Source organism: Variovorax sp. ISS6, from assembly GCF_056523145.1.
Map to the genome: position 1 here is coordinate 802,133 of NZ_JAWRZC010000001.1, position 22,634 is coordinate 824,766.

The window sequence follows — 22,634 nt, forward strand, 5'->3', positions numbered from 1 at the left end:
CGCCCCCAGAAGAAGCGCCTCAGGAGCTACGGCACATGTCCGACACGACCCCTTCGTCATCCTCGACTCCCTCGCCCGAAGACAAACGCGCCGAACTTCGACGTGCCGCCCTCGAGTACCACGAGCTTCCGGTCCCCGGGAAGATCTCGATCGCCGCGACCAAGCAGATGGTCAACCAGCGCGACCTGTCGCTGGCCTATTCGCCCGGCGTGGCAGCGCCCTGCGAGGAGATCGTCAAGGACCCGGCCAACGCCTTCAAGTACACCGCGCGCGGCAACCTGGTGGCGGTCATCAGCAACGGCACCGCGGTGCTGGGCCTGGGCGACATCGGCCCGCTGGCTTCCAAGCCGGTGATGGAAGGCAAGGGCGTCCTGTTCAAGAAGTTCGCCGGCGTCGACGTGTTCGACATCGAGATCGACGAGAAGGACCCGGCGAAGCTGGTGGACGTGATCGCCGCGCTCGAGCCCACCTTCGGCGCGATCAACCTCGAGGACATCAAGGCGCCCGACTGCTTCTACGTCGAGCGCGAGCTGCGCAAGCGCATGAAGATCCCGGTCTTCCACGACGACCAGCACGGCACGGCGATCACCGTGGCCGCGGCCATGCTCAACGGCCTGAAGGTGGCCGGCAAGAACATCGCCGACGTGAAGCTCGTGACCTCGGGCGCGGGCGCCGCGGCGCTGGCCTGCCTGAACCTGCTGCTCAAGGTCGGCCTCAAGCGCGAGAACGTGTTCGTGACCGACCTGGCCGGCGTGGTCTACGAAGGCCGCACCGAGCTGATGGACGACGACAAGCGCCAATACATGCAGAACACCACGGCGCGCTCGCTGGCCGAGGTGATCGAGGGCGCCGACGTGTTCCTGGGCCTCTCGGCCGGCGGCGTGCTCAAGCCCGCGATGGTCGCCAAGATGGCGACGCGCCCGGTGATCTTCGCGCTGGCCAATCCGAATCCGGAAATCACGCCCGAAGACGCGCGCACGGTGCGCGACGACATCATCATGGCCACCGGCCGCACCGATTACCCGAACCAGGTCAACAACGTCCTGTGCTTCCCGTACATCTTCCGCGGCGCGCTCGACTCGGGCGCGACCACGATCACCGACGAGATGGAGATCGCCGCGGTGCATGCCATCGCCGAGCTGGCCCAGGCCGAACAGAGCGAGCGCGTGGCGGCCGCCTACGTCGGCGAGAAGCTGTCGTTCGGCCCCGAATACCTGATCCCGAAGCCCTTCGACCCGCGCCTGATGATGAAGATCGCGCCGGCCGTGGCCAAGGCGGCCGAGGAAAGCGGCGTGGCGCTGCGTCCGATCAAGGACATGGACGCCTACCGCGACAAGCTGCAGAGCTTCGTCTATGCCTCGGGCACCACCATGAAGCCGATCTTCGACGCCGCCAAGCGCGCGCCGAAGAAGCGCGTGGCCTACTGCGAGGGCGAGGAAGAACGCGTGCTGCGCGCGGCCCAGATCGTGGTCGACGAGGGCATCGCGCGCCCGACGCTGATCGGCCGCCCGGCCATCATCGCCCAGCGCATCGAGAAGTTCGGCCTGCGCCTGAAGGAAGAGCTCGACTACGACGTGGTCAACGTCGAGCAGGACCACCGCTATCGCGACTTCTGGCAGACCTACCACCGCATGACCGAGCGCAAGGGCATCACGGTGCAGGTCGCCAAGATCGAGATGCGCCGCCGCCTCACGCTGATCGGCGCGATGCTGCTGCACAAGGGCGAGGTCGACGGCATGATCTGCGGCACCTGGGGCACCACGCTGATCCACCTGCACTACATCGACCAGGTGATCGGCAAACGGCCCGGCGGCTGCGCCAGCACCCCGCAGGACGTGCCGGTGTACGCCTGCATGAACGGCCTGCTGCTGCCCGAGCGCCAGGTGTTCCTGGTCGATACCCACGTCAACTACGACCCGACGCCCGAGGAACTCGCCGAGATCACGACCATGGCGGCCGAGGAGATGATGCGCTTCGGCCTCAAGCCCAAGGCGGCGCTGCTGTCGCACTCGAATTTCGGCACCAGCAACGAGCCCAGCGCGCTGAAGATGCGCCGCACGCTCGACCTGCTGCGCGTGCAGGCGCCCTGGCTCGAGGTCGACGGCGAAATGCACGGCGACGTGGCGCTCGACAGCAAGCAGCGCGCGGTGGTCATGCCGCACAGCGCGCTGGCTGGCGACGCCAACCTGCTGGTTTTCCCGAACATCGACGCCGCCAACATTTCCTACAACCTGCTCAAGACGGCGGCCGGCGGCAACATCGCGATCGGCCCGGTGCTGCTCGGAGCGGCCAAACCTGTGCACATTCTCACGGCGAGCGCCACGGTGCGGCGCATTGTGAACATGACGGCACTCACAGTGGCCGACGCCAACGCAGAACGTTAAGCTTTAGCAAGCATTTCTTCGAGAGTGGACGCCAACTTATGGCGTCCCTGTCAAGCCCTCGATACTGCTCAAACTTTGGGCAGTCGCTTGCTATTTTCGCCAGCGTGGTGCACACTCGCGGGCTTGGATTTGCGGGTTAACCCCAAGGTTGATCGCTGATCCGAACCCCCCCGCTCTTTTCTTGTGGTGCCTCTTTATGGCGATGGCGTCTTGCGCCTCGATCACGTCCTCTGTCGCTAAGTTTGCGCTCACCGGCTTCATGCTGGCGGCGCTGGCGACGACGGGGGCCGAGGCCCGCGGATGGTTCGGCGCCGGGAATTCCACCGCCCAGGAAACGATTGCGCTGGCCGAACTGCCGGCGCAAGGCCAGCGTACCTACGAAGCCATCCTGAACGGCGGTCCCTTCCGGTACGACAAGGACGGCTCGGTGTTCGGCAATCGCGAGCGGCTCCTGCCCCCGGCCCGGCGCGGCCACTATCGCGAGTACACGGTGACCACGCCCGGATCGCGCGATCGCGGCGCCCGGCGCATCGTCTGCGGCGGCGAGCAGCGCACGGCACCCGAGGCCTGCTGGTACACGGCGGACCATTACGCGAGTTTCAGACGGATCAAGCCATGAGCGGCGACGACAACGATTTGAGCGGTGCACCGAAGCGCCCCGAAGAAATGATGATGACTATGGAAAGACCAGCGGAGATGACTTTATCCCTTCGTGGCGTACGCCCGAACATCGTGCAATCGATCCGCGCGTTCCGCGTGAGCGACCTGCAGGACGCCGCCAACGCAGCAGGCCAGCACTTCCTGTATGCCAACCTGGGCAACGCGCAGACGAAGCAGGACGTGCTCGACCTGATCGCCCAGCAGTTCACCTTTCCGGCGCACTTCGGCAAGAACTTCGACGCGCTGTACGACTGCATGACCGACCCGTTGCATAAATCGGGCCCGCAGCCCGGTTTCGTGATCGTGCTCGAGCAGATCCCGGCCAACGGCAAGTTCGACAAGGAAGCGCGCGAGCAGCTGCTCGACATCTTCCGCGACGCGTCGGACTACTGGGGCGACCGCAAGGTGCCCTTCCGGTGCTTCTATTCTTTTCTGTAGCCCGTTCTGCACAAACCAGCCAAGCAGAACGGGCGAACGAGGCCCAGCCGACCGGTGCGGCAACCCTCGATGGCATCCAGATCGACCCGGCCACCGTCACCCCCGCGGTGACCGCCACCGCGACCGACGAGCCGACCGGCGAGAAAATGCCGACCGACAAGCTCGTCGACGTCTCGCCGCTCGCCTTGCGCATGAGCAGCCCGTTCAACGCGGGTTACTGGCTCGCCGCGGCTTAAAGAAAGAGTTCGCCGGACGCGTTCCGGCAGCGCATGAAAAAACCCGTCATCGACGGGTTTTTTTCGTTTCCATGCCGCCTGCTCAACCGAGCCCCGGCGTCTGCGCCAGCGCCACGTACGCCTCGACCGGCACTTCCTCGGCCCGCCGCTGCGTGTCGAATTCGCCGGCGAAACCGTGCTCGTCGAGCCACCGGCCCAGCGTATGGCGCAGCAGCTTGCGGCGCTGGCTGAACGCGACCTGCACGATCTCCTCGAGCCGCTTCGCATCGACCGCCGGCGGCGCGGCCAGCGGCACCATGCGCACCACGGCGCTGTCGACGCGCGGCGGCGGATCGAAGCTCTCGGGCGGCACGAACAGCACGTTCTCCATCGCGTAGCGCCACTGCAGCATCACGCTCAGACGGCCGTAGTCCGAGGTGGCGGGCCGCGCCACCATGCGGTCGATCACTTCCTTTTGCAGCATGAAGTGCTGGTCGGCCACCAGGTGGGCATAGCCCAGCAGGTGGAAGAGGATCGGCGTGGAGATGTTGTAGGGCAGGTTGCCGACCACGCGCAGCGCGGTGGTGGGCACCTTCGCCGCGAGCGCCGCGAAGTCGACCTTGAGCACGTCGGACTCGACCACCTCGAGCTGCGGATGGCTGCGCAGCCGCTTGGCGAGGTCGCGGTCGAGCTCGATGACGGTGAGCCGGCCGAGCCGCTCGACCAGTGGCTGCGTGAGCGCCGCGAGGCCGGGGCCGATCTCGACCATCGGGTCGCCGGGCTGCGGCGCGATCTCGCGCACGATCGCGTCGATGATGCCGCCGTCGGACAGGAAGTGCTGGCCGAAGCGCTTCCTGGGAATGTGCGCCATCGTGTGTCGATCAGGACTGCGGCGGGTCGCGGAACTCGACGTAGGCGCGCGCGCGCACTTCCTGCGCCCAGGTGTTGAAGGCTTCCTCGGTGCGCTGGTCGCGCAGCACGGCACGCGCGGCTTCGCGCTGCTCGTCCTGGCTCGGCTTGACGTTGCGGCGCTCGAGCACCTGGATCAGGTGGACGCCGAAGCGCGACACCACCGGATCGCTGATCTGGCCCGGCGCGAGGCGATTCATGGCCTCCTCGAACTCGGGCACGAACATGCCCGGGCGCGCCCAGCCGAGGTCGCCGCCGTCCTTGGCGCTGCCGTCCTGCGAGTTGTCGCGCGCCAGGCTGGCGAAGTCGGCGCCGTTGCCGGCCTGGATGCGCCGCTTGAACTCGGCCAGCTGCGCCACCGCCTGCTCGGTGGTGCGCTTGGGGTCGTTCTGCAGCAGGATGTGGCGCGCATGGGTCTGCGTGACCACGGCGTCGGCCGAGCCGATCTGCTCCTTGGCGATCACCTTGACGACGTGGAAGCCCGCGCCCGAGCGCACCGGGCCGACGATGCCGCCCACGGCCGTGGACTGGACGGCCTCGACGAACAGCGGCGGATAGCGGTCGGCGGTGCGCATCCCGAGCGCGCCGCCATTGGCGCGATCGGGCGCGTCCGAGTTGTCCTGCACCAGCTTGGCGAAGTCCTCGCCGGCGCGCGCGCGCTGCGCGAGGCCCTGGGCCTTCTGCTGCGCCTGCGCCACCTGCGCCTCGGTGGCGTTCTCGGGCACGGCCACCAGCAGTTGCGCGAGGTTGAGGTTCAGCATGGACGGATCGCCCTTGCCGCCGCTGTTGCGCTGGTCCTGCAGGAACTGGTCGGCTTCCGCGTCGCTGACCTTGACCTTCGAATCGACTTCGCGGCCGCGCAGGCGCGTGAGCATGAGCTGGTCGCGCAGGTCGTTGCGGAAGGCCTGCTGGCTGATGCCCTCGGCGGCCACGCGCTGGCGCAGCTCGGGCAAGGTCAGCTGGTTCTGGCGCGCGACGGTCTGCTCGGCCTGGTCGACCGCGATCTCGTCGACCTTGATGCCGGTTTCCTTGGCGAGCTGCAGCTGCGCGCGCTCGGAGATCAGCCGCTCGAGCACCAGGCGCGCGAGTTCGGGACGCGGCACGCGCTCGGCGTCGGGGTTCTCCTGGATCAGCCGCTGCACGCGGGTCAGGACCTCGGTGTTGGTGATCGGCTCGGAATTGACCAGCGCGACGATGAACTCGGCCGCGCGCTGCACCGGCGCGGCGGGCGCGGCGGGCCGGGCGGCCGGCGCTGCCAGCCGCGGGCCGGTGCGCATGATGTCGGTGATGCCGCCGCCGGAGCGGAAACCCTGCTGGGCGCCGGCAGTTGCGGCCAGCGTGGCGAGGCAGGCCAGGCTGAGGATGGAACGGATGTGTTTCATGGCGTAGCTCGGTCTCTGGTCTCAGTCGTAATTGGTGAAGCGGCTCGGCCCTTCGACCGGCGTGCGCAGGGGCTGGTAGCGCTGGATGTTGGTGCGCAGGGCCTGCATCGGGCTCGAGCCGATGGCGGCGAAACCGACGAATTCGAGCTGGAACATGATGCGGGTGTTGGCCGTCACCTGGCCGGTGGTGATGCGCTGCAGCACCACGCGCCCGATCCAGCAGCAGCCGTCGTACTCGACGCCGAGCACACCGTCGGTGAGCTTGCGGTCCTGCAGGTCGTAGTTGAGCCGGCCCACGGCGTACCAGCGTCCGCCGCCCTGGCCCTTGCCCGGGCCGAGGTCCTTGCCCTTGTCGCCCCAGAAGTCGTTGAGCGGCCACTGCCAGCCGACGTCGATCGACTTGCTGCCGTCGTTGACGGCGGTGGTGTTCGGGTTGAGTGCCTTGGCCGCGAGGTAGGCATCGCTGGGCGCCTGGTAGCGCAGCGCGATGTTCACGTTGTGATAGGGCGCGGGGTTGTAGCGCGCGCTGATGGCGCTGCGCGTGGACTTGCGGGTGTCGGGGTTGTACTGGATGACCGTGTCCAGGCTCCACTTTGGCGTCCAGTTGATCTGGCCGCCCAGCAGCAGGTCGCTCGCGCGGTCCGTGACCGGATTCGCGCCCGGCAGCGTGACGCGCTGGTCCGAGAAGCGCAGGCGCTGCGCGACGCCGAAGCGCGCGGCCTCGGCACCGGTGTCGGGATCGATCAGCCGCGAGGTCACGCCCATGGTGAGCGTGTTGGTGTCCGAGATGCGGTCGTTGCCCGAGAACGCGTTCTCGGTGTAGATGGTCGCGAAGCTGAAGTCGTTGGCCGCCGTGTCGTAGTTGGGCAGCTTGCTCTGGTCGCGGTAGGGCGTGTAGACGTAGTAGGCGCGCGGCTCCAGCGTCTGGCGGAAGGCACGGCCGAAGAAGCTGGCGTCGCGCTCGAAGATCAGGCCGCTGTCGAGGCTGAAGGTCGGCACCGTGCGGTTGGCCGAGGTGGACCAGAACACCGGCGAGCTCGGGTCGTACGGAATGCCGTTCACGTACTGCACGCCGTTGACCGTGAGCTTCGGAATGTCGGCCTGCGGCACGTAGTAGCTGTAGCTGGTGGCGTGCAGCTGCACCTTCGGAATGACGAAGGTGCTCGGCGTGATGAAGGGCCGGCTCAGCGCCGCCACGGCGTACAGGCGGTCGCCGTCGGGCTGCGACTGCTGGATCGCGTCGTAGCCGGGCTGTCCGGCGGCGATGCGGTTCACGCGAAAGCGCGTGTAGTCCGTGGTGAACGAGAAGTCGAAGCCGCCCCAGTCGTACTTGTTGTAGTTGGCCGTGATCTGCGGCATGCGGTCGTACGAGGGCACGACCGGCGCCAGGCTGTACTGCAGCGTCTGGTAGCGCAGCGCGCGCACCACGCCGTTCCAGTCGCCCTTGCTCCAGTTGAGCGTGGCGTCGTTGGGCAGCAGGCGCTGCGACAGCGTGGGCGTGCGCGTGAAGTCGCGCCAGTAGTCGTCGTCGCTGACGCGGTTGATGTTGATGCTGCCCGAGAGCGAATCGAGGCCGAGCGCCTTGGCGTCGAAATCCTGGCGGTGGTTGGCCCAGATGCCCCAGCGCCGGGAATTGGGCTGCCGCAGGTCGAGGTCCTTGGCCTGGATCTGGCCGCTGGCCAGCTGCTGCAGCTGCGTGGCGCGCGACTCGTTGAAGCGCTGGCCCACCAGGCGGTCGCTGCCCATCAGGTCGAGCCGGATGGTGCCGTTGTAGCCCTTCTCGAGATAGCGGAACTCCGAACCCAGGTTGATGCCGCGCTTGGACATCAGCGTCGGCGTGAAAGTGGCATCGCGGTTCGGCGCGATGTTCCAGTAGTACGGCTGCGCGTACTCGATGCCGTTGGTGTTGTCGATGCCGATGGTGGGCGGCAGCAGGCCGCTCTTGCGCTCGTTCGACAGCGGGAAGCTCATGCTGGGCAGCGCCGGCGTGGTGATGCCCATGAAGCTCAGCCGCGCGTCCTTGGCGACGCCCACGTTCTCCTCGGTGTCGGTGGTGATCGACGCCGCGCTCAGGATCCAGGCGGGCATCCAGCCCGGGAAGTCCTCGCGCCGGCAGGTGGTGTAGGTGGCCTCGCGCGCGACCGACACGTTGGCGTCGACGAAGTCGATGCGCTGCGCGTCGCCGTGCCCGCCGTTGGCGAGAAAGGTATAGCGCACGTTGTTGAAGAAGCCCTCGAAGGTCTCGAGCTTGAGCTCGAGCTCGGGGCCCTCGTAGACGTTGCCGGCCTGGTTGACGCGCACGTTGCCCGTGGCGCGCGCGCGGTCGTCGGGCTGGTAGTACTCGAGGCGGTCGGCGGTGATGGCGGTCTCGCCGCGCCGCAGGCTGGCATTGCCTTCCACCACGGTCTCGAGGTCGGGCCGGCCCGAGATGCGGTCGCCGGTGACGAGGCTGGGCAGTTGGCTGCGCAGCAGCGGCGGAATGGTCTCCGCGAGCTGGGGCGTGCGCTTGAGCGTGAGCGGGCCGTCGAGGCCCGTTCCCTGGGCCGATGCGCCATGCGCGTGCAGCAGCGCCAGCGTGAGGATGGCCAGCGGCAGCGGCGGGCCGGAACGGCGCACGTCGACTCGTCGGCTCATCAGACCTCCCGCCGATCCGTTCCGAGGAGAGCCCGGCGTCCTCCCGAGGAAGGCAGCGAGCGCACAAGGTGCCAGGCGTCGGGGCATGGATTCGTAGGCATCGGTTCGGACAAAGGAAACGTCGGGGGAGGCGGCGCGGCAGGCCGGCCGGTTGCGGGAGCCGACGGCGAACCGGTCCGATCGGGCTTCGATCGCAGAGGTTGCCGCGCCGGGCGGTTTGTAGAATCGATTATCCATGACAGCACCCCTGCCCCCGGCCCCGACGGCCCCGGCCCTCCCTGGGGCCATTTCCTGGACTGATCCTCAACGGGCCGAAGCGTTCCGGACCTGGCTTGCCGGCATCGCCGACGCACACGCGCTGCGCCCGGACACCGTGCGGCTCGCCTCGGCCGATGCGAGCTTCCGCCGCTACTTCCGCCTCGACAGCAGCGGCCCCGAGGGCACGCGCATCGTGATGGACGCGCCACCCGACAAGGAGAACAGCGCCCCCTTCGTCCAGGTGGCACGGCTCATGGCCGAGGCCGGCGTGCATGCGCCGCGGGTGCTCGAATGGGACCAGGCCCACGGCTTCTTGCTGCTCGACGATCTCGGCCGCCAGACCATGCTCGAGGTGCTCGACCCCGCGCGCCCCGACACCAGCCGCCCGCTCTACGACCAGGCGATCGACGCGCTGATCCGCTGGCAGCTCTCGTCGAAGCCCGGCGTGCTGCCGCCCTACGACCGGGCGCTGCTCGAGCGCGAGCTGTCGCTGTTTCCCGAGTGGTACCTGGGCCGCCACCGCGGCGTCGCCATCGAGGGCAAGCTCAAGGAACGGCTGGAGCGCAGCTTCAAGCTGATCGTCGACAGCAACCTCGCCGCGCCCAGCGTCTACGTGCACCGCGATTTCATGCCGCGCAACCTCATGGTGGCGCCGGGCGACACGCTCGCCGAACGCGCCAAGACGCCGCTGGGCGTGCTCGACTTCCAGGACGCCGTGCACGGCCCGATCACCTACGACATCGCCTGCCTGATGCGCGATGCCTTCCTGAGCTGGGACGAGGAGTTCGTGCTCGACATCACCGTGCGCTACTGGCAGAAAGCCCGCAAGGCCGGCCTGCCGGTCGACGAGGACTTCGGCGCCTTCTACCGCGCAGTCGAGTGGATGGGCCTGCAGCGCCACCTCAAGGTCGCGGGCATCTTCGCGCGGCTCACGCTGCGCGACGGCAAGCCACGCTACCTCGCCGACACGCCGCGCTTCATCGCCTACATCCGCGCCACTGCCAGCCGCTACAGCGAACTCACGCCGCTGCTGCGGGTGATCGACGAGGTCGAGGGCACGACCGCGGTCACGGGCTTCGCCTATGGCCGGGTCTGAGCGCTGAAGAAGCACTGAACGAAATCTGAAGAAAACAATGCCGTATCGCCCATGTCCCATGGGGATGCAGCTACGAATCTCATAGCAATGCCGCGTTTTCACTGCGCCGTCCCGCTGCACGCCGGCACCACGCTGGCGCTGCCCGCGGGTGCCGCGCGCCACGTCCAGGTGCTGCGGCTGCAGCCCGGCGACACCATCACGCTGTTCGACGGCAGCGGCGGCGAGTACGCGGCCACGGTCGAGCGCATGGGCCGCAGCGAGGTCAGCGTGACGGTCGGCGCGCACACGGCCCGCGAGAGCGAGGCCGCGCGTGCCGTGCACCTGGCGGTCGGCATGCCGGCCAACGAGCGCATGGACTGGCTGGTCGAGAAGGCCACCGAGCTCGGCGTGGCGAGCATCCAGCCGCTGGTCACCGCGCACGGCGTGCTGCGGCTGGCCGGCGAGCGCGCCGAGAAGAAGCGCGCGCACTGGGAAGCCATCGCGATCGCCGCCTGCGAGCAGTGCGGGCGCAACCGGGTGCCGGCGATCCATCCGGTGCGGCCGTTCGCGGGCTGGCTCGAGGCGGCGCCGGAGGCCGATGGGCCCGGCCCGGTGCTGCGCCTCGTGCTGAGCCTGGCCGAGGGCACGCGCGCGCTCGGCGAGGCGCTCGCGCAGGCCGGCGGCGACCCGGCCGCGGTGCGGGTGCTCAGCGGCCCCGAGGGCGGCCTGAGCGGCACCGAGGAGGCCGAGGCCCTCGCGCGCGGCTTCGCCCCCGTGACCCTGGGCCCGCGCGTGCTGCGCGCCGAGACGGCCGCGCTCGCGGCGCTCGTGCGCCTCGCCTGAACCGGCCCCGCATCCTCCTGGGTGTTTTCCGCGACGCACGTCCGCGGGCCTTTCGGAACAATGGGGCTTCACGTTCCATTGCATCGTTTCCAAAGGATCTCCCGCCCATGCATCGACCGCTTCGCGTGCCCCGGCTCGCCCCGCTGACCGTCGCCCTGGCCCTGGCGGCCTTCGCCGCCGTCCCCCTCGCCCATGCGCAGAGCGCGCCGGTGGCGCCCACGCCGGCGCAGGTGAGCCCCGACGTCGACAAGGTCTACGCGCAGCTGATGGCCGCGCCCGCGATCCAGAAGCTGCTCGAGGCAGTGAAGGCCGATCACGAGCGCACGGTGGAGGAGCTCCGGACGCTGACCGAGATCGAGGCGCCGCCTTTCAAGGAACAGAAGCGCGCCGAGGCCTTCCTCGCGCGCATGAAGGCGCTGGGCCTGGCGGACGCGAAGATCGACGCCGAGGGCAACGTGGTCGGCCTGCGCAAGGGCACGGGCCACGGCCCGAAGCTGCTGGTCTCGGCGCATCTCGACACCGTGTTCCCGGCCGGCACCGACGTGAAGGTCAAGGAGCGCGACGGCAAGCTGTTCGCGCCGGGCATCGCCGACGACACGCGCGGCCTGTCGGTGCTGCTGTCCTGGCTCAAGGTGCTCAACGACAACAAGGTGCAGACCCAGGGCGACCTGCTGTTCGTCGGCAATGTCGGCGAGGAGGAACTCGGCAACCTGCGCGGCATGAAGGCGATCTTCCGCGACCACCTCGACATCGACGGCATGGTCGGCCTCGAGCCTTCCCCCGAGGGCCACGTGCTGGTGCTGGGCACCGCGAGCCACCGCTACGAGGTGAACTTCAAGGGCCCGGGCGGCCACAGCTTCGGCGCCTTCGGCCAGGTGCCGAGCGCGATCCACGGCATGGGCCGCGCCATCGCCAAGATCGCCGAGGTGCGCACGCCCAGTTTCCCCAAGACCACCTTCACGGTCGGCACGGTCGGCGGCGGCACCTCGGTCAACACCATCGCGCCCGATGCCCGCATGGCGATCGACATCCGCTCGGACGACATGGGCTCGCTGCTCGAGACCGAGAAGAAGATCCTCGCCACGCTCGACGAAGCGGTGGCCGAGGAGAACAAGCGCTGGAACGTGAACACGCTGAGCGTGAGCACCAGGCTGATCGGCGACCGGCCCGGTGGCCGCACGCCGACCGACTCGGTGATCGTGGAGGCCGCGGTGCGCTCGAACAGTGCCTTCGGCCACAAGACGCTGCTGCGCGGCGGCAGCACCGACGCCAACGTGCCGATCTCGCTGGGCATCCCGGCGATCATCATCGGCGGCGGCGGCAAGTCGGGCGGATCCCATTCGCTCAACGAGTGGATCGACGTGACAGACGGCTGGAAAGGCGCGCAGAATTCGCTGGTCACCGTGCTGGGGCTGGTGGGCGTTCAGGGCCTGAGCCCGGCCTTGCTGCCCAAACGCGCGGCGCGTACCAAGTAATTTGTCACGTCGTAAGCCGAAAGTCAGCAAGCAAGATTTCGGCAACATTCCACCGCCTGGGAAAATCCCGCGGTTCTGTCACACACCAAGGAAAAAGCCATGGGATTGCTCGACTCGGTACTCGGTCAGGTGCTCGGAGGCGCTGCGCAACAGCAGCCCCAGGGCGGGGGGCTCGGCGGCTTGGGCGATCTGGGAGGCCTGGCCGGCGCGCTGGGCGGCCTGCTCGCCAACAACGGAAGCACGGGCGGCCTCGGCGGCCTGGTTTCGAAGTTCGAGCAGGCGGGCCTGGGCGAGGTGATCGGCTCGTGGGTCGGCAAGGGGGAGAACCTGCCGGTCTCGGGCGGTCAGCTGCAGGATGCGCTGGGCAGCGACACGATCGCCAGCATCGCCTCGAAGCTCGGCATCAATGCGCAAACCCTGCTGCCGATGCTCGCCACCATGCTGCCGGCCCTGATCGACCAGCTCACGCCGCACGGCAAGGTGCCCGAGCAGGGGCTCGGCAACCACGAGGATCTGCTGGGCTCGCTCAGCGGCCTGCTGCAAGGCCGCCAGTCCTGAGCCGCGAAGAACAACGCAATGATTCGGCGCCCGCGAGGGCGCTTTTTTTTGCTCCGCTGGCGCGGCACGGCGAGTTCGCGTAGAACCGCGGGCTCGCCCATCGTCTGCAACCCCCGTGCCGCTTCCTCCATGAATCGCAACCTCTGGCTGCTCGCCATCTGCCAGGGCCTGTTCCTGACCAACAACGTCACCTTCATCGCGATCAACGGGCTGGTCGGCCTCGCCATCGCGCCGCGCGGCTGGATGGCGACGCTGCCCGTGATGGGCTACGTGGTCGGCAGCGCGCTCGCCACCGGGCTGGTGGTGCGCAGCCAGCGCCGTTTCGGCCGCCGCGGCGCGTTCCAGATCGGCCTGGCCGTGGCGCTGGGCTCGGCGCTGCTGTGCGCCTACGCGGCCTTCTCGAAGAACTTCTGGCTGCTGTGCTTCGCGACCGTGGTCGCGGGTTACTACAACGCCAACGCGGGGCTCTACCGCTTCGCGGCGGCCGAGCTCGCCGCGCCCGACTGGCGCGAGAAGGCGGTCTCGCTGGTGATGGCCGGCGGGCTGATCGGCGCGGTGGCCGGCCCGAACCTCGCGGCCGCCACGCGCCAGATGTTCGCCGTGCCCTTCGCGGGCGCCTACCTCGCGCTCGCGCTGGTGGCGCTGCTGTCGATGGCGCTGATGCGCTTCATCGACTTCCCGGCGCCGCCCGCGCGCGCGCAGGGCGGCGGACGGCCGCTGGCCGAGATCGCGCGGCAGCCGGTGTTCATCGTGGCCGCCGCCGCGGGCGCGCTCGGCTACGGCGTGATGAACCTGCTAATGGCCGCGACGCCGATCGCGATGCAGATCTGCAGCCTGCCGTTCGAGGACGCAGCGCTGGTACTCGAATGGCATGTGATCGGCATGTTCGCGCCGGGCTTCTTCACCGGCCACCTGATCCGCCGCTTCGGCGCGCTGCCGGTGATGGGCGCGGGGCTGCTGCTGAATCTGGCCTGCATCGCGGTCGCGCTGTCGGGCGTGGAGCTGCGGCATTTCGCGATCGCTCTGTGCCTGCTCGGCGTGGGCTGGAATTTCCTCTTCACCGGCAGCACCACGCTGTCGCTGACCGCCTACACGGCCGAGGAGCGCGACCGGGCCCAGGGCGCGCTCAACTTCTGCGTGTTCGCGACGCTGGCACTGACCTCCTTCGCCTCGGGCGTGCTGGTGACGACCCTGGGCTGGCAGTTGCTGAACCTCGGTTCGCTGGTGCCGGTGGCGCTGACCGGCACCGCGCTGCTGTGGCTCGCGCACACGCGCCGCCGCGCGCGCGGCGTGGCCTGAGCCACGACGGGGACCGACGATGGCGACCGGCCGCGCGAAGAAGCAGCGCGACGATCCAGGCGGCTTGCCCGATGGCACGGTCCGCTGGACGGCGCCGATGCGCGGCGCGCTCGCCGAATTCCGCAACGCGCCCTGCCGCCAGTGCGGCGCCACGCTGTCCGACAACCAGCCGCTGCACGAGCAGCTCGACCACCTCGGCCGTCATCCGCAGCCCGCCTGGCAGCAGCGGCCGGCGCGGCTGCGCGTGCTCGAGCTGCATGGCGCCGACGCGTTGCCGCTGTTCCTCGAGCCCGCGCCGCGCAAGGAGGCGCTGGCCGACCTGCTCGCGATCCATCACGTCGACGCGGTGCGTTTCCTCGCGGGCCATGTCCGGCATCCCGAATGCAAGACGGCGCTCGCGAAGCAGGCCGAGCGCTGGCCGCTGCTGGTACTGCGCGAACTGCTGGCCGCCAACCCGTCGCGCCACCAGGCCGGCGCCGCGCTGGTGCTCGAGCTGCTGGCCGCGCATCCCGAATGGCAGGCGCCGCTCGAAGCCGCCTGCGACGAGCCCCGGCGCAAGGCGCTCGCGCGGCTGCAGGCCGACGACGGCGGTGGACTGGCCGATGCCGAAGCCGCGCAGTGGCCGGCCTTCCTGCGCGCACCGCCCTGGAAGGACAGGCAGGCGCTGCCCGCGATCCCGGTGCTGGCGCTCGATGCCATTGAACAGCCCGCTCGGCTGCACTGGCAGCACGCGGTGCCGCGGCGCCATCCCCCGGTCAGCGGCGAACCCGCGCAGTGGCTGGCCGATGAAGTGCGCGAGGCTCGGCAGCGCGGCGAACGCCAGTTGGCCGAATACCCGCGCCCGCACCACGCGACGCAGCCGCCGCCCGAGGCCCGGGCCTGGGACCGCCCGCGCAAGGCGCTGTGGATGCTGGGCCTGAAGGCCGAGCGCATCGAGGACGCGATCCGCGACCACGGCACCAGCCTGTCGGCGGACGACTTCGGCAAGCCGCCCGGCGACTCGTGGAGCTGCGGCGACCAGCTCTGGCAGTTGCCCGAACCGCTGGCGATGGCGGTGTTCGCGCGGCTGCCACCCGCGAGCCACTCCATGGGCGACGCGGGCTATCTGCGGCCGCTGCTGCATCGCTTCGGCACGGCCGCGCTGCCGGGCCTGCCGCCCTATCTGAAGCAGGGCTCGCGCGCCATGTTCGAGCTGGCCGCGGTGATCGAATGGGACCGGCTCGCGCCCTGGATCGCCAAGGGCTTCCACGGCAACCGCTGGGTGCGGCAGGAAGCCTGCGCCTGGCTCGGCCGCTATCCCGCGACCGCTGCGCGCGGCTTGGTGCCCGACGCGCTCGGCGCACCGGGCATCGCACGCGATGCGGCGCAGGCCGCGCTGCGCTGGCTGCACGAAGCCGGCCATGCCGATGCGGTCCATGCGCAAGCCATGGCCTACGGCCCGGCCGCGGCCGAGGCCGTGTCGCAACTGCTCGCCATCGCACCCGAACACCTGCTGCCCGAGACGCTGCCGGTGCTGCCGAAGTCACTGCCGCTGTCGACCCTGCCGCGCCTGGTGCTCGCCGAGGACGCCACGCGGGCGCTGCCCCTGTCGCTGCTGCCCGACGTGCTGATGACGATGGCGCTCGGTCAGCCCGAGACGCCGTACCCGGGCCTCGCGGCGCTGCAGGCCGCGGTCGCGCCCGAGGCGCTGGCGCGTTTCGCACGCGCGCTGCTGGCCTGGTGGATCGGCAATGGCCGCCCGGGCAAGGAGCGCTGGATGTTCGCGCTGCAGGGCCGGCTCGGCGACGACGAGACCGCGCGCCAGCTCGCGAGCCTGCTGCGCCAGTGGCGCGCGGCGCTCGACCGCGTGCGCGCCTACGACGCGCTCGCGATGCTCGGCGAGATCGGCAGCGACGCCGCGCTGATGCACCTGGGAGAACTCGCGCGCCAGACGCGCTACGCCGACCTCAACGCGCGGGCCTTGGCGCTGCTCGACGAGGTGGCGGCGCAGCGCGGCCTGAGCCTGGCGCAGCTGGCCGACCGCACGGTGCCCGAGCTCGGGCTCGATGCGCGCGCGGGCCTGGCGCTGGACTTCGGCCCGCGGCGCTTCGCGCTGCGGATGGACGACCGCCTGCAGCCGCTGCTGCGCGACGCCGCGGGCAAGCCGCTGAAGGCGCTGCCCAAGCCCAATGCCGCCGACGATGCGGCGCTGGCCGCCGCCGCGACCGAGCAGCTCAAGGAACTGCGCAAGCTGGCGAAGACCGTCGCGGCCACGCAGCTGCGCCGGCTCGAGGCCGCGATGTGCGAGCAGCGGCGCTGGACGCACGGCGAGTTCATGGCCTTCCTGGTGCGGCATCCGGTGATGCGCGTGTTCGTTCGGCAGCTGGTGTGGGGGCTGTTCGACGAGAGCGGTGAACTCGCAGCGAGCTTCCGCGCGAGCGCCGAGGGCGAGCTGGTCGATCCGCACGACGATCCCTTCGCGCTGCCCGACGACGAGGGCGCGCGCATCGGCATCGCGCATCCGCTCGAGTTCGCGGCGCGCGACCCCGCGCTGGCCACCGCCTGGGCCTCGGTGCTGGCCGACTACGAGATCGTGCAGCCCTTCGAGCAGCTCGCGCGGGCGCACTTCGCGCTCGACCCGGCGCTGCGCGCGCAACGCGCGCTGCCGCAGTGGACCGGCCGCACGGTGACGAATGCCGGCCTGCTCGGCCTGGAAGCGCGTGGCTGGCAGCGCGCGGTCGGCGACGGCGGAATGGTCCATCGCTTCGGCAAGCCGGTGGGCGAGGGCCTGGCGATCTGGCTGCAGGTCGAGGAGGGCTGGTACGTGCAGGGCGCGGTCGATCCGAAAACGCAGCAGACGGTGGCGAGCGTCGCGCTCGAGGGCGCCGAGGGCCGCTGCCTCGGCGACGTGGCGCCGATCGCGTGGAGCGAGGTCGAGCGCGACCTGCAGCGCGCGGTGTGGGCGCCGGCGCCCTGAACGCCCGCGCTCAGGCCGCGGCGGGAAAGCGCCGCTCCAGCCAGCGCTCGAGCGCATCGAACACCGGCTGCGCCTCGAGTTCGTTGAAGAGCTCGTGATAGAGCGTCTCGAAGCCATGCGCCTCGACCTGCCCGCTGGCCGCGGCGGCCTGCGCGAAGGCCCGGCTCGCGGCCGGCTTCACGAGCCGGTCGTCGCACGCGTACAGCAGCAGCGTGGGCACCGGCCAGCGCGGCGCCACGCGCAGCACGGTCTCGCCTTCGTAGGCCAGGAAGCGCGCGAGCCGGCTGCCGATACGGTCGTGGGTCAGCGGATCGTCGCGGTAGGCCTGGACCACGGCGCGGTCGTGCGAGAGGAAGTTGTCGTCGAGCCCGTTGCCCACGCGCAGGTTGGGCGCGATGCGCGGCAGCACCGCGAGCAGCAGCTTCTGGACGCCGCTCAAGCCCGGGTCGAACCCCGGCGACGAGAGCACCAGCCCATCGACCGGCCGCACGCCGCGCGCCACCAGGCTCGCCGCGACCAGTCCGCCCAGGCTATGCCCGAGCAGCACCAGCGGCAGGCCCGGGTTGGCGGCGCGCGCATCGTCGATCACCAGCGCGAGGTCGTCGACCAGCCGCAGCTCGCTCGGCAGGCCGCCGCGCGCGCCGCTCGAGGCGCCGTGGCCATGGTGGTCGTGAGCCCAGACGGCGAAGCCCCAGCCATGCAGCCGCTCGGCCAGCGCGTGGTAGCGGCCGGCATGCTCGCCGAGACCGTGCACCAGCACCACCACGGCGCGTGCCGGGCCCGGCGCGGGCAGGCGGCGCAGCACCAGCGTTTCGCCGCCGGGCGCGGCGAGCGACACGCGCTGCGGCTCGGGCAACGCGGCCCGCGGGCTCACGCGGCCGCCGGTGCTTCCCGCGCGGCGCGGTGCGCGGCCGGCAGCGCCGCGATCACCTCGGCCACGGCGGCCGTGAGCTTCTTGGCGTAGGGCACGTGCAGGAACTCGTTCGGGCCGTGGGCGTTGCTCTTCGGGCCGAGCACGCCGCAGACCATCATCTGCGCGGTCGGGAAGCCGGCGCTCAGCATGTTCATCAGCGGGATCGTGCCGCCCTGGCCGATGTAGCCGCAGGAGGCGCCGAAGTGGGCGCGCGAGGCCTTGTTGAGCGCGTCTTCGAACCAGGGCGTGATGGTGGGCGCGTTCCAGCCGGTGGCGCCGCCGTGGCTTTCGAAGGTGACGCGCGCCTGGTAGGGCGCGTTGTCCTCGAGCAGCGTCTTGAGGCTGGCGACCGCCTCGGCCGCGTCGACCAGCGGCGGCAGCCGCAGCGAGAGCTTGAAGGCGGTGTAGGGACGCAGCACGTTACCGGCATCCTTCAGCGCCGGGAAACCCTCGGCGCCGGTCACCGACAGCGTGGGCTTCCAGGTGCGGTTGAGCAGCGCCTCGACCGGGTCGGTGGTGGTCGGCAGCGCGAACATGGTGGAGCCGCCGCAGTCGTAGTGCGCCCACGGGAAGCGCTTGTAGACCTCCTCGCCGAGGATCGCGGCCGTGGCCCTGGCCTGCGCCAGCCGATCGGGCGGCACCTCGCAGTGGAAGCTCGCGGGCAGCAGCCGGCCGGTGGCGCTGTCCTCGAGGCGGTCGAGCACCTGGCGCATGATGCGGAAGCTCGAGGGCACGAGCCCCGAGGCATCGCCAGAGTGGATGCCCTCGGTCAGCACCTCGACCTTGAGCGTGCCGCTGGCCATGCCGCGCAGCGAGGTGGTGAGCCACAGCTGGTCGTAGTTGCCGGCGCCCGAGTCGAGGCAGATCACCAGTTCGACCTCGCCCAGGCGCGGACGCAGCGCGTCGACGTAGGGCAGCAGGTCGTAGGAGCCGCTCTCCTCGCAGGTCTCGATCAGGCCGACGATGCGCGGATGGGCCGTGCCCTGGCGCTTGATGGCCTGCAGCGCCGCGATGCTGGCGTAGACCGCGTAGCCGTCGTCGGCGCCGCCGCGGCCGTAGAGCAGGCCGTTCTCGTACTTGGGCGTCCAGGGGCCGAGGTCGTTGCGCCAGCCGGTGAACTCGGGCTGCTTGTCGAGGTGGCCGTACATCAGCACGGTCTCGCGCATGTCGGTGCCGGTGGCGGGCACCTCGAAGAACAGCACCGGCGTGCGGCCCTCGAGGCGCACGATCTCCAGCTTCAGGCCCTCGACCTTCTGCGCCTCGACCCAGGCGGCGGCATTGCGCAGCACGGTCTCGAGGTGGCCGTGGGCCGACCAGTCCTTGTCGAAGCCCGGCGACTTGGCCGGAATGGCGATGTAGTCGGTGAGCTGGCGCACGATGTCGCCGTCCCACTGAGCGGTGACGTCGGACAGGGCCCGCTCGGCGTCGAGCAGGCCGGCGGGGATTTCGCGGTGCAGGGGAGCGTTCATCGGGGTTCTCCGCGGTGGGGTGGCGAGACAAAAGCCGCATTTTGCGCCCATGGCCGCGGGCGCGTAGAGTGCGGTCGATCAACCTGGAGGGCGACGTGAGCAAGGCATCGACGACTCGGATCAAGGTGGGCATCGGCGGCTGGACCTACGAGCCCTGGCGCGACAACTTCTACCCCAAGGGGCTCGCGCACGCGAAGGAACTGAACTACGCGAGCCGCCACGTCAGCGCGATCGAGATCAACGGCACCTACTACAGCACCTTCAAGCCCGACAACTTCCGCAAGTGGCGCGACGACACGCCCGAGGGCTTCGTGTTCTCGATGAAGGCTTCGCGCTTCGCGACCAACCGCAAGCTGCTTTCCACCGCGGGCGAATCGATCCGGCGCTTCATCGACAGCGGCGTGACCGAGCTCGGCCCCAAGCTCGGGCCGATCGTCTGGCAGTTCATGCCGACCAAGCAGTTCGATGCCGAGGACTTCGAGGCCTTCCTCGAGCTGCTGCCGAAGAAGGAGGGCAGCACGCCGCTGCGCCACGTGATGGACGTGCGCCACGAGAGCTTCATCGTGCCGGCCTACAAGGCGCTCGCGAAGAAGCACAAGGTGTCGACCGTCTTCACCGACGCGGACAAGTTCCCGTCCTTCGACGAGCCCGAGGGCGAGTTCGCCTATGCGCGGCTCATGATGGCCGACGCGAAGCAGAAGACCGGCTATGCGCCGAAGGCGCTCGACGACTGGGCCGAGCGCGCGCAGGGCTGGGCCGGAACGGCCGCGAAGCCGCGCGAGGTGTTCGTCTACTTCATCAACGGCGCGAAGGAGCGCGCACCGGCGGCGGCGGCGGAATTGCTCAAGCGCCTGGGCTGGGAACCGCCGGCGCCGGCGGAAGAACCGGCAGCGGCACCGAAGACGCCCAGAACGCCGAAGCCGCCGGCTGCCGCGAAGAAGGCGGCTGGCACGGCGGCCAGGAAAGCGAAGACCGGAACGGCTTCGAAGAAAGCCTGATCAGGCCGCGGCTTGCCCCGCGGGCTTCGCGCCGAAGCTGATCTCGCCCGAGATCTGGCCGCCTTCCTCGATCACGATCTTGCCGTAGCGGATCTTGCCCGTGACCTTGCCGGTCGAATGGATCACGAGCTTCTCGCGCACCGTGAGGTTGCCGTCGAACACGCCGCGGATCTCGGCGATGTCGATCTCGGCCGAGCCCTTGAACTCGCCCTGCTCGGCGATCTGCATCAGGCGCGAATCCATCGTGGCCTCGACCAGGCCTTCGACCACGAGCGTGTCGCAGTCGGTGATCTCGACGCCCTTGAGCTTGATGTTGGGACCGACGGTGAGCTTGCTGCCGCCTTCCTTGGCTGCGGGTGCGGCGGCCGAGGCGGCATTGAGGCCGGCCTGGGCGGTCAACGAGGAGGGATTGACGGGGGAGCCCGAGAGGTTGGTGCCCGAGCCCACGAGCGGCGCGGGCCTGGAGGTCAATGCATCGTTTTCGCGGTCGCGCTTGCCGAAGAAAGGGGAGGAAGAAGTGGCCAAAAGAGAGCTCCTCATGAAAACGACTATCGTAAGAATGCACCCGGTACCTCTTGCACTTCATTGCGCAAGAGGCGTAACCGAATAAATCGATCGCCCGCCATCATCGCCCGATTCGGCGACGGTGCCAACCATGGGCGCGTCGGACAATCCGCCACCATGACGACCTTCCTCTCGAGAGACACCATCGCTTCCCTCACGGCCGAGGCCGCGGCCGGCGACGCGCGCTTCGGCAAGCCCGAGCATGGCTGGCGCCGCTCGCTGTTCTCGGTGATCTTCGAATCCGAGTCGCGCGCGGGCCGGCTGTTCGACCTGGTGCTGATCGCGGTGATCGTGACCAGCGTGGCGGTGGTGATCCTCGACAGCGTGCAGGCCATCCACCTGCGCTGGGGCTCGGTCTTCGGCGTGCTCGAATGGTGCTTCACCGCGCTCTTCACACTCGAGTACCTGGGCCGCCTGGCCTGCGTGAAGCGGCCGCTGCGCTATGCGCTGAGCTTCTACGGCGTGATCGACCTGCTGGCGCTGCTGCCGACCTTCCTGGCCGTGCTCACGCCCGAACTCGCCTACCTGATCGACGTGCGCATCCTGCGGCTTTTGCGCGTGTTCCGCATCTTCAAGCTCTCGCGCTATTCGGCCGAGTACCGCGCGCTGGTCTCGGCGGTGGCGGCCAGCCGCCGCAAGATCATCGTGTTCGTCGGCTTCGTGATGCTGGTGGTGCTGGTGATGGGCACGCTGATGTACGTGGTCGAGGGCCCGCAGCACGGCTTCACCAGCATCCCGGTGGCGGTGTACTGGGCGATCTCGACCATGGCCACGGTGGGCTTCGGCGACCTGGTGCCCAAGACCGACCTGGGCCGCGCGATCGCCTCGGTGATGATGCTGCTGGGCTGGGGCGTGCTCGCGGTGCCCACCGGCATCGTGACGGCCGAGATGGCGCGCCGCCCCTACGACGACGAAGGCACTGCGGCGGCCTTGCCGCTGGCGCCGCGCGGCGTGCTCGCGATGACGGCGCTGGCGCCCGACGAAGCAGCCGCGCCCGCCGTGCCGCGCAAGCGGCTCACGCCCGCGGCCAGGCGACGCGCCCTTGGGCAGCATCGTCGAGGCGCGCGATGAAGGCCTCGGCCGCGGTCTCGGGCAGCGCGAAGACGAAGGCCACCGTGCTGGCGTGCGCCACCGACTCGAGCACCGCGCCGGCCGCGGCCAGTTCGCGCCGCACCAGGCCCTCGAGCGCATAGGGCACCTCGCAGCGCAGGGTGCGCTGGCGCACCAGCGGCACCAGGGTCGCGCCGGCCAGCGCCTGCGCGATGCTGTCGGTGTAGGCGCGCACCAGGCCGCCCGCGCCCAGCTTCACGCCGCCGAAATAGCGCACCACGGTCGCGAGCGCGCCCTCGATCTGCTGGTGGCGCAGCACCTCGAGCATCGGCCGGCCCGCGGTGCCGCCCGGCTCGCCGTCGTCGTTGGCCGCCGACTGCCCGCCGGCCATCAGCGCCCAGCACACGTGGGCCGCGCCCGGGTGCGCGGCGCGCAGCGCGGCGACCACGGCCAGCGCCGCCTCGCGGTCGGGCACGGACTGCACGCAGCCGATGAAGCGGCTCTTCTTGATCAGCAGTTCGCTGTGGACCGGCTGGGCGAGCGTGAACGCCATG

19 protein-coding genes are annotated in these 22,634 nt (G+C 70.0%); 12 read left to right on the forward strand and 7 right to left on the reverse strand.

Features of this window, described 5'->3' with window-relative positions:
* Positions 1-35: 35 nt before the first annotated feature.
* The 4 genes from AC1HIL_RS03665 to AC1HIL_RS03680 all read left to right on the forward strand — a co-directional run bounded on the left by AC1HIL_RS03665 (position 36) and on the right by AC1HIL_RS03680 (position 3,718).
* A complete protein-coding gene (locus AC1HIL_RS03665; RefSeq protein WP_057593271.1) occupies positions 36-2,384 on the forward strand; it encodes an NADP-dependent malic enzyme in 2,349 nt (782 codons plus the stop codon).
* A gap of 202 nt (positions 2,385-2,586) precedes the next feature.
* Positions 2,587-3,003 carry a guanyl-specific ribonuclease gene (locus tag AC1HIL_RS03670; RefSeq protein WP_057593285.1) on the forward strand — a complete coding sequence of 139 codons (417 nt, stop codon included), beginning with the start codon at positions 2,587-2,589 and terminating at the stop codon, positions 3,001-3,003.
* A 53-nt stretch (positions 3,004-3,056) separates the two neighbouring features.
* The gene (locus tag AC1HIL_RS03675; protein ID WP_172705479.1) at positions 3,057-3,482 is read left to right on the forward strand and encodes a barstar family protein; all 426 of its coding nucleotides are present in this window, start codon (positions 3,057-3,059) and stop codon (positions 3,480-3,482) included.
* Positions 3,461-3,718, forward strand: a complete 258-nt coding sequence (locus AC1HIL_RS03680) for a hypothetical protein (RefSeq protein WP_172705478.1) — start codon at positions 3,461-3,463, stop codon at positions 3,716-3,718. Before AC1HIL_RS03675 ends, AC1HIL_RS03680 begins: the two co-directional genes overlap by 22 nt.
* 82 nt (positions 3,719-3,800) lie before the next feature.
* Here AC1HIL_RS03680 and rsmA read toward each other — a convergent pair whose 3' ends face one another.
* The 3 genes from rsmA to AC1HIL_RS03695 are packed head-to-tail and all read right to left on the reverse strand — an operon-like array spanning position 3,801 to position 8,622.
* On the reverse strand, positions 3,801-4,568 hold the full coding sequence (gene rsmA / locus AC1HIL_RS03685; RefSeq protein WP_057593272.1) for a 16S rRNA (adenine(1518)-N(6)/adenine(1519)-N(6))-dimethyltransferase RsmA: 768 nt from the start codon (positions 4,566-4,568) through the stop codon (positions 3,801-3,803).
* Between the two features lie 10 nt (positions 4,569-4,578).
* A complete protein-coding gene (locus AC1HIL_RS03690) occupies positions 4,579-5,988 on the reverse strand; it encodes a peptidylprolyl isomerase (protein ID WP_057593273.1) in 1,410 nt (469 codons plus the stop codon).
* Between the two features lie 21 nt (positions 5,989-6,009).
* Positions 6,010-8,622 (reverse strand): LPS-assembly protein LptD, encoded by a 2,613-nt coding sequence (locus AC1HIL_RS03695; RefSeq protein ID WP_057593274.1) that lies wholly within the window; start codon positions 8,620-8,622, stop codon positions 6,010-6,012.
* A gap of 235 nt (positions 8,623-8,857) precedes the next feature.
* Here AC1HIL_RS03695 and AC1HIL_RS03700 point away from each other — a divergent pair, with 235 nt between their 5' ends.
* The 6 genes from AC1HIL_RS03700 (at position 8,858) to AC1HIL_RS03725 (ending at position 17,086) form a co-directional block, all read left to right on the forward strand.
* Complete coding sequence (locus AC1HIL_RS03700; RefSeq protein WP_261208800.1) at positions 8,858-9,976, forward strand: aminoglycoside phosphotransferase family protein; 1,119 nt, start codon at positions 8,858-8,860, stop codon at positions 9,974-9,976.
* Positions 9,977-10,063: 87 nt separating this feature from the next.
* On the forward strand, positions 10,064-10,798 hold the full coding sequence (locus tag AC1HIL_RS03705; RefSeq protein ID WP_057593276.1) for a 16S rRNA (uracil(1498)-N(3))-methyltransferase: 735 nt from the start codon (positions 10,064-10,066) through the stop codon (positions 10,796-10,798).
* Positions 10,799-10,905: 107 nt separating this feature from the next.
* Positions 10,906-12,273 (forward strand): M20/M25/M40 family metallo-hydrolase, encoded by a 1,368-nt coding sequence (locus AC1HIL_RS03710; protein WP_413761958.1) that lies wholly within the window; start codon positions 10,906-10,908, stop codon positions 12,271-12,273.
* 99 nt (positions 12,274-12,372) lie between these two features.
* Positions 12,373-12,831 carry a YidB family protein gene (locus tag AC1HIL_RS03715; protein WP_057597353.1) on the forward strand — a complete coding sequence of 153 codons (459 nt, stop codon included), beginning with the start codon at positions 12,373-12,375 and terminating at the stop codon, positions 12,829-12,831.
* Between the two features lie 129 nt (positions 12,832-12,960).
* Positions 12,961-14,130 carry an MFS transporter gene (locus tag AC1HIL_RS03720; protein WP_479671177.1) on the forward strand — a complete coding sequence of 390 codons (1,170 nt, stop codon included), beginning with the start codon at positions 12,961-12,963 and terminating at the stop codon, positions 14,128-14,130.
* A gap of 19 nt (positions 14,131-14,149) precedes the next feature.
* On the forward strand, positions 14,150-17,086 hold the full coding sequence (locus AC1HIL_RS03725; RefSeq protein WP_479671178.1) for a DUF4132 domain-containing protein: 2,937 nt from the start codon (positions 14,150-14,152) through the stop codon (positions 17,084-17,086).
* Between the two features lie 10 nt (positions 17,087-17,096).
* Here AC1HIL_RS03725 and AC1HIL_RS03730 read toward each other — a convergent pair whose 3' ends face one another.
* Positions 17,097-17,960, reverse strand: a complete 864-nt coding sequence (locus AC1HIL_RS03730; protein WP_479671179.1) for a lysophospholipase — start codon at positions 17,958-17,960, stop codon at positions 17,097-17,099.
* Positions 17,957-19,468, reverse strand: a complete 1,512-nt coding sequence (locus tag AC1HIL_RS03735; RefSeq protein ID WP_422099483.1) for a M20 family metallopeptidase — start codon at positions 19,466-19,468, stop codon at positions 17,957-17,959. The genes AC1HIL_RS03730 and AC1HIL_RS03735 overlap by 4 nt, the downstream gene beginning before the upstream one ends.
* Positions 19,469-19,563: 95 nt before the next feature.
* Here AC1HIL_RS03735 and AC1HIL_RS03740 point away from each other — a divergent pair, with 95 nt between their 5' ends.
* The gene (locus AC1HIL_RS03740) at positions 19,564-20,466 is read left to right on the forward strand and encodes a DUF72 domain-containing protein (RefSeq protein ID WP_479671180.1); all 903 of its coding nucleotides are present in this window, start codon (positions 19,564-19,566) and stop codon (positions 20,464-20,466) included.
* Here AC1HIL_RS03740 and AC1HIL_RS03745 read toward each other — a convergent pair whose 3' ends face one another.
* Positions 20,467-20,991, reverse strand: a complete 525-nt coding sequence (locus AC1HIL_RS03745; RefSeq protein WP_261212084.1) for a bactofilin family protein — start codon at positions 20,989-20,991, stop codon at positions 20,467-20,469.
* Between the two features lie 156 nt (positions 20,992-21,147).
* Between AC1HIL_RS03745 and AC1HIL_RS03750 the strand changes: the two genes are divergently transcribed.
* Positions 21,148-22,101, forward strand: a complete 954-nt coding sequence (locus AC1HIL_RS03750) for an ion transporter (protein WP_057597359.1) — start codon at positions 21,148-21,150, stop codon at positions 22,099-22,101.
* On the opposite strand, the gene AC1HIL_RS03755 is transcribed toward AC1HIL_RS03750, so the two are convergent.
* Entirely contained in the window at positions 22,046-22,633 is a 588-nt protein-coding gene (locus AC1HIL_RS03755; protein ID WP_413761952.1) for an IMPACT family protein, read from the reverse strand. The genes AC1HIL_RS03750 and AC1HIL_RS03755 overlap by 56 nt on opposite strands.
* Between the last annotated feature and the right edge of the window lies 1 nt (position 22,634).

Excerpts from the sequence above, each read along its gene's own strand:
- AC1HIL_RS03690 (WP_057593273.1), bottom strand. The coding sequence starts at position 5,988 with ATGAAACACATCCGTTCCATCCTCAGCCTGGCCTGCCTCGCCACGCTG.
- AC1HIL_RS03720 (WP_479671177.1), top strand. The coding sequence starts at position 12,961 with ATGAATCGCAACCTCTGGCTGCTCGCCATCTGCCAGGGCCTGTTCCTG.
- rsmA (WP_057593272.1), bottom strand. The coding sequence starts at position 4,568 with ATGGCGCACATTCCCAGGAAGCGCTTCGGCCAGCACTTCCTGTCCGAC.
- AC1HIL_RS03695 (WP_057593274.1), bottom strand. The coding sequence starts at position 8,622 with ATGAGCCGACGAGTCGACGTGCGCCGTTCCGGCCCGCCGCTGCCGCTG.
- AC1HIL_RS03725 (WP_479671178.1), top strand. The coding sequence starts at position 14,150 with ATGGCGACCGGCCGCGCGAAGAAGCAGCGCGACGATCCAGGCGGCTTG.
- AC1HIL_RS03665 (WP_057593271.1), top strand. The coding sequence starts at position 36 with ATGTCCGACACGACCCCTTCGTCATCCTCGACTCCCTCGCCCGAAGAC.
- AC1HIL_RS03700 (WP_261208800.1), top strand. The coding sequence starts at position 8,858 with ATGACAGCACCCCTGCCCCCGGCCCCGACGGCCCCGGCCCTCCCTGGG.
- AC1HIL_RS03715 (WP_057597353.1), top strand. The coding sequence starts at position 12,373 with ATGGGATTGCTCGACTCGGTACTCGGTCAGGTGCTCGGAGGCGCTGCG.
- AC1HIL_RS03755 (WP_413761952.1), bottom strand. The coding sequence starts at position 22,633 with ATGGCGTTCACGCTCGCCCAGCCGGTCCACAGCGAACTGCTGATCAAG.
- AC1HIL_RS03705 (WP_057593276.1), top strand. The coding sequence starts at position 10,064 with ATGCCGCGTTTTCACTGCGCCGTCCCGCTGCACGCCGGCACCACGCTG.
- AC1HIL_RS03735 (WP_422099483.1), bottom strand. The coding sequence starts at position 19,468 with ATGAACGCTCCCCTGCACCGCGAAATCCCCGCCGGCCTGCTCGACGCC.
- AC1HIL_RS03710 (WP_413761958.1), top strand. The coding sequence starts at position 10,906 with ATGCATCGACCGCTTCGCGTGCCCCGGCTCGCCCCGCTGACCGTCGCC.
- AC1HIL_RS03670 (WP_057593285.1), top strand. The coding sequence starts at position 2,587 with ATGGCGTCTTGCGCCTCGATCACGTCCTCTGTCGCTAAGTTTGCGCTC.
- AC1HIL_RS03675 (WP_172705479.1), top strand. The coding sequence starts at position 3,057 with ATGACTATGGAAAGACCAGCGGAGATGACTTTATCCCTTCGTGGCGTA.
- AC1HIL_RS03750 (WP_057597359.1), top strand. The coding sequence starts at position 21,148 with ATGACGACCTTCCTCTCGAGAGACACCATCGCTTCCCTCACGGCCGAG.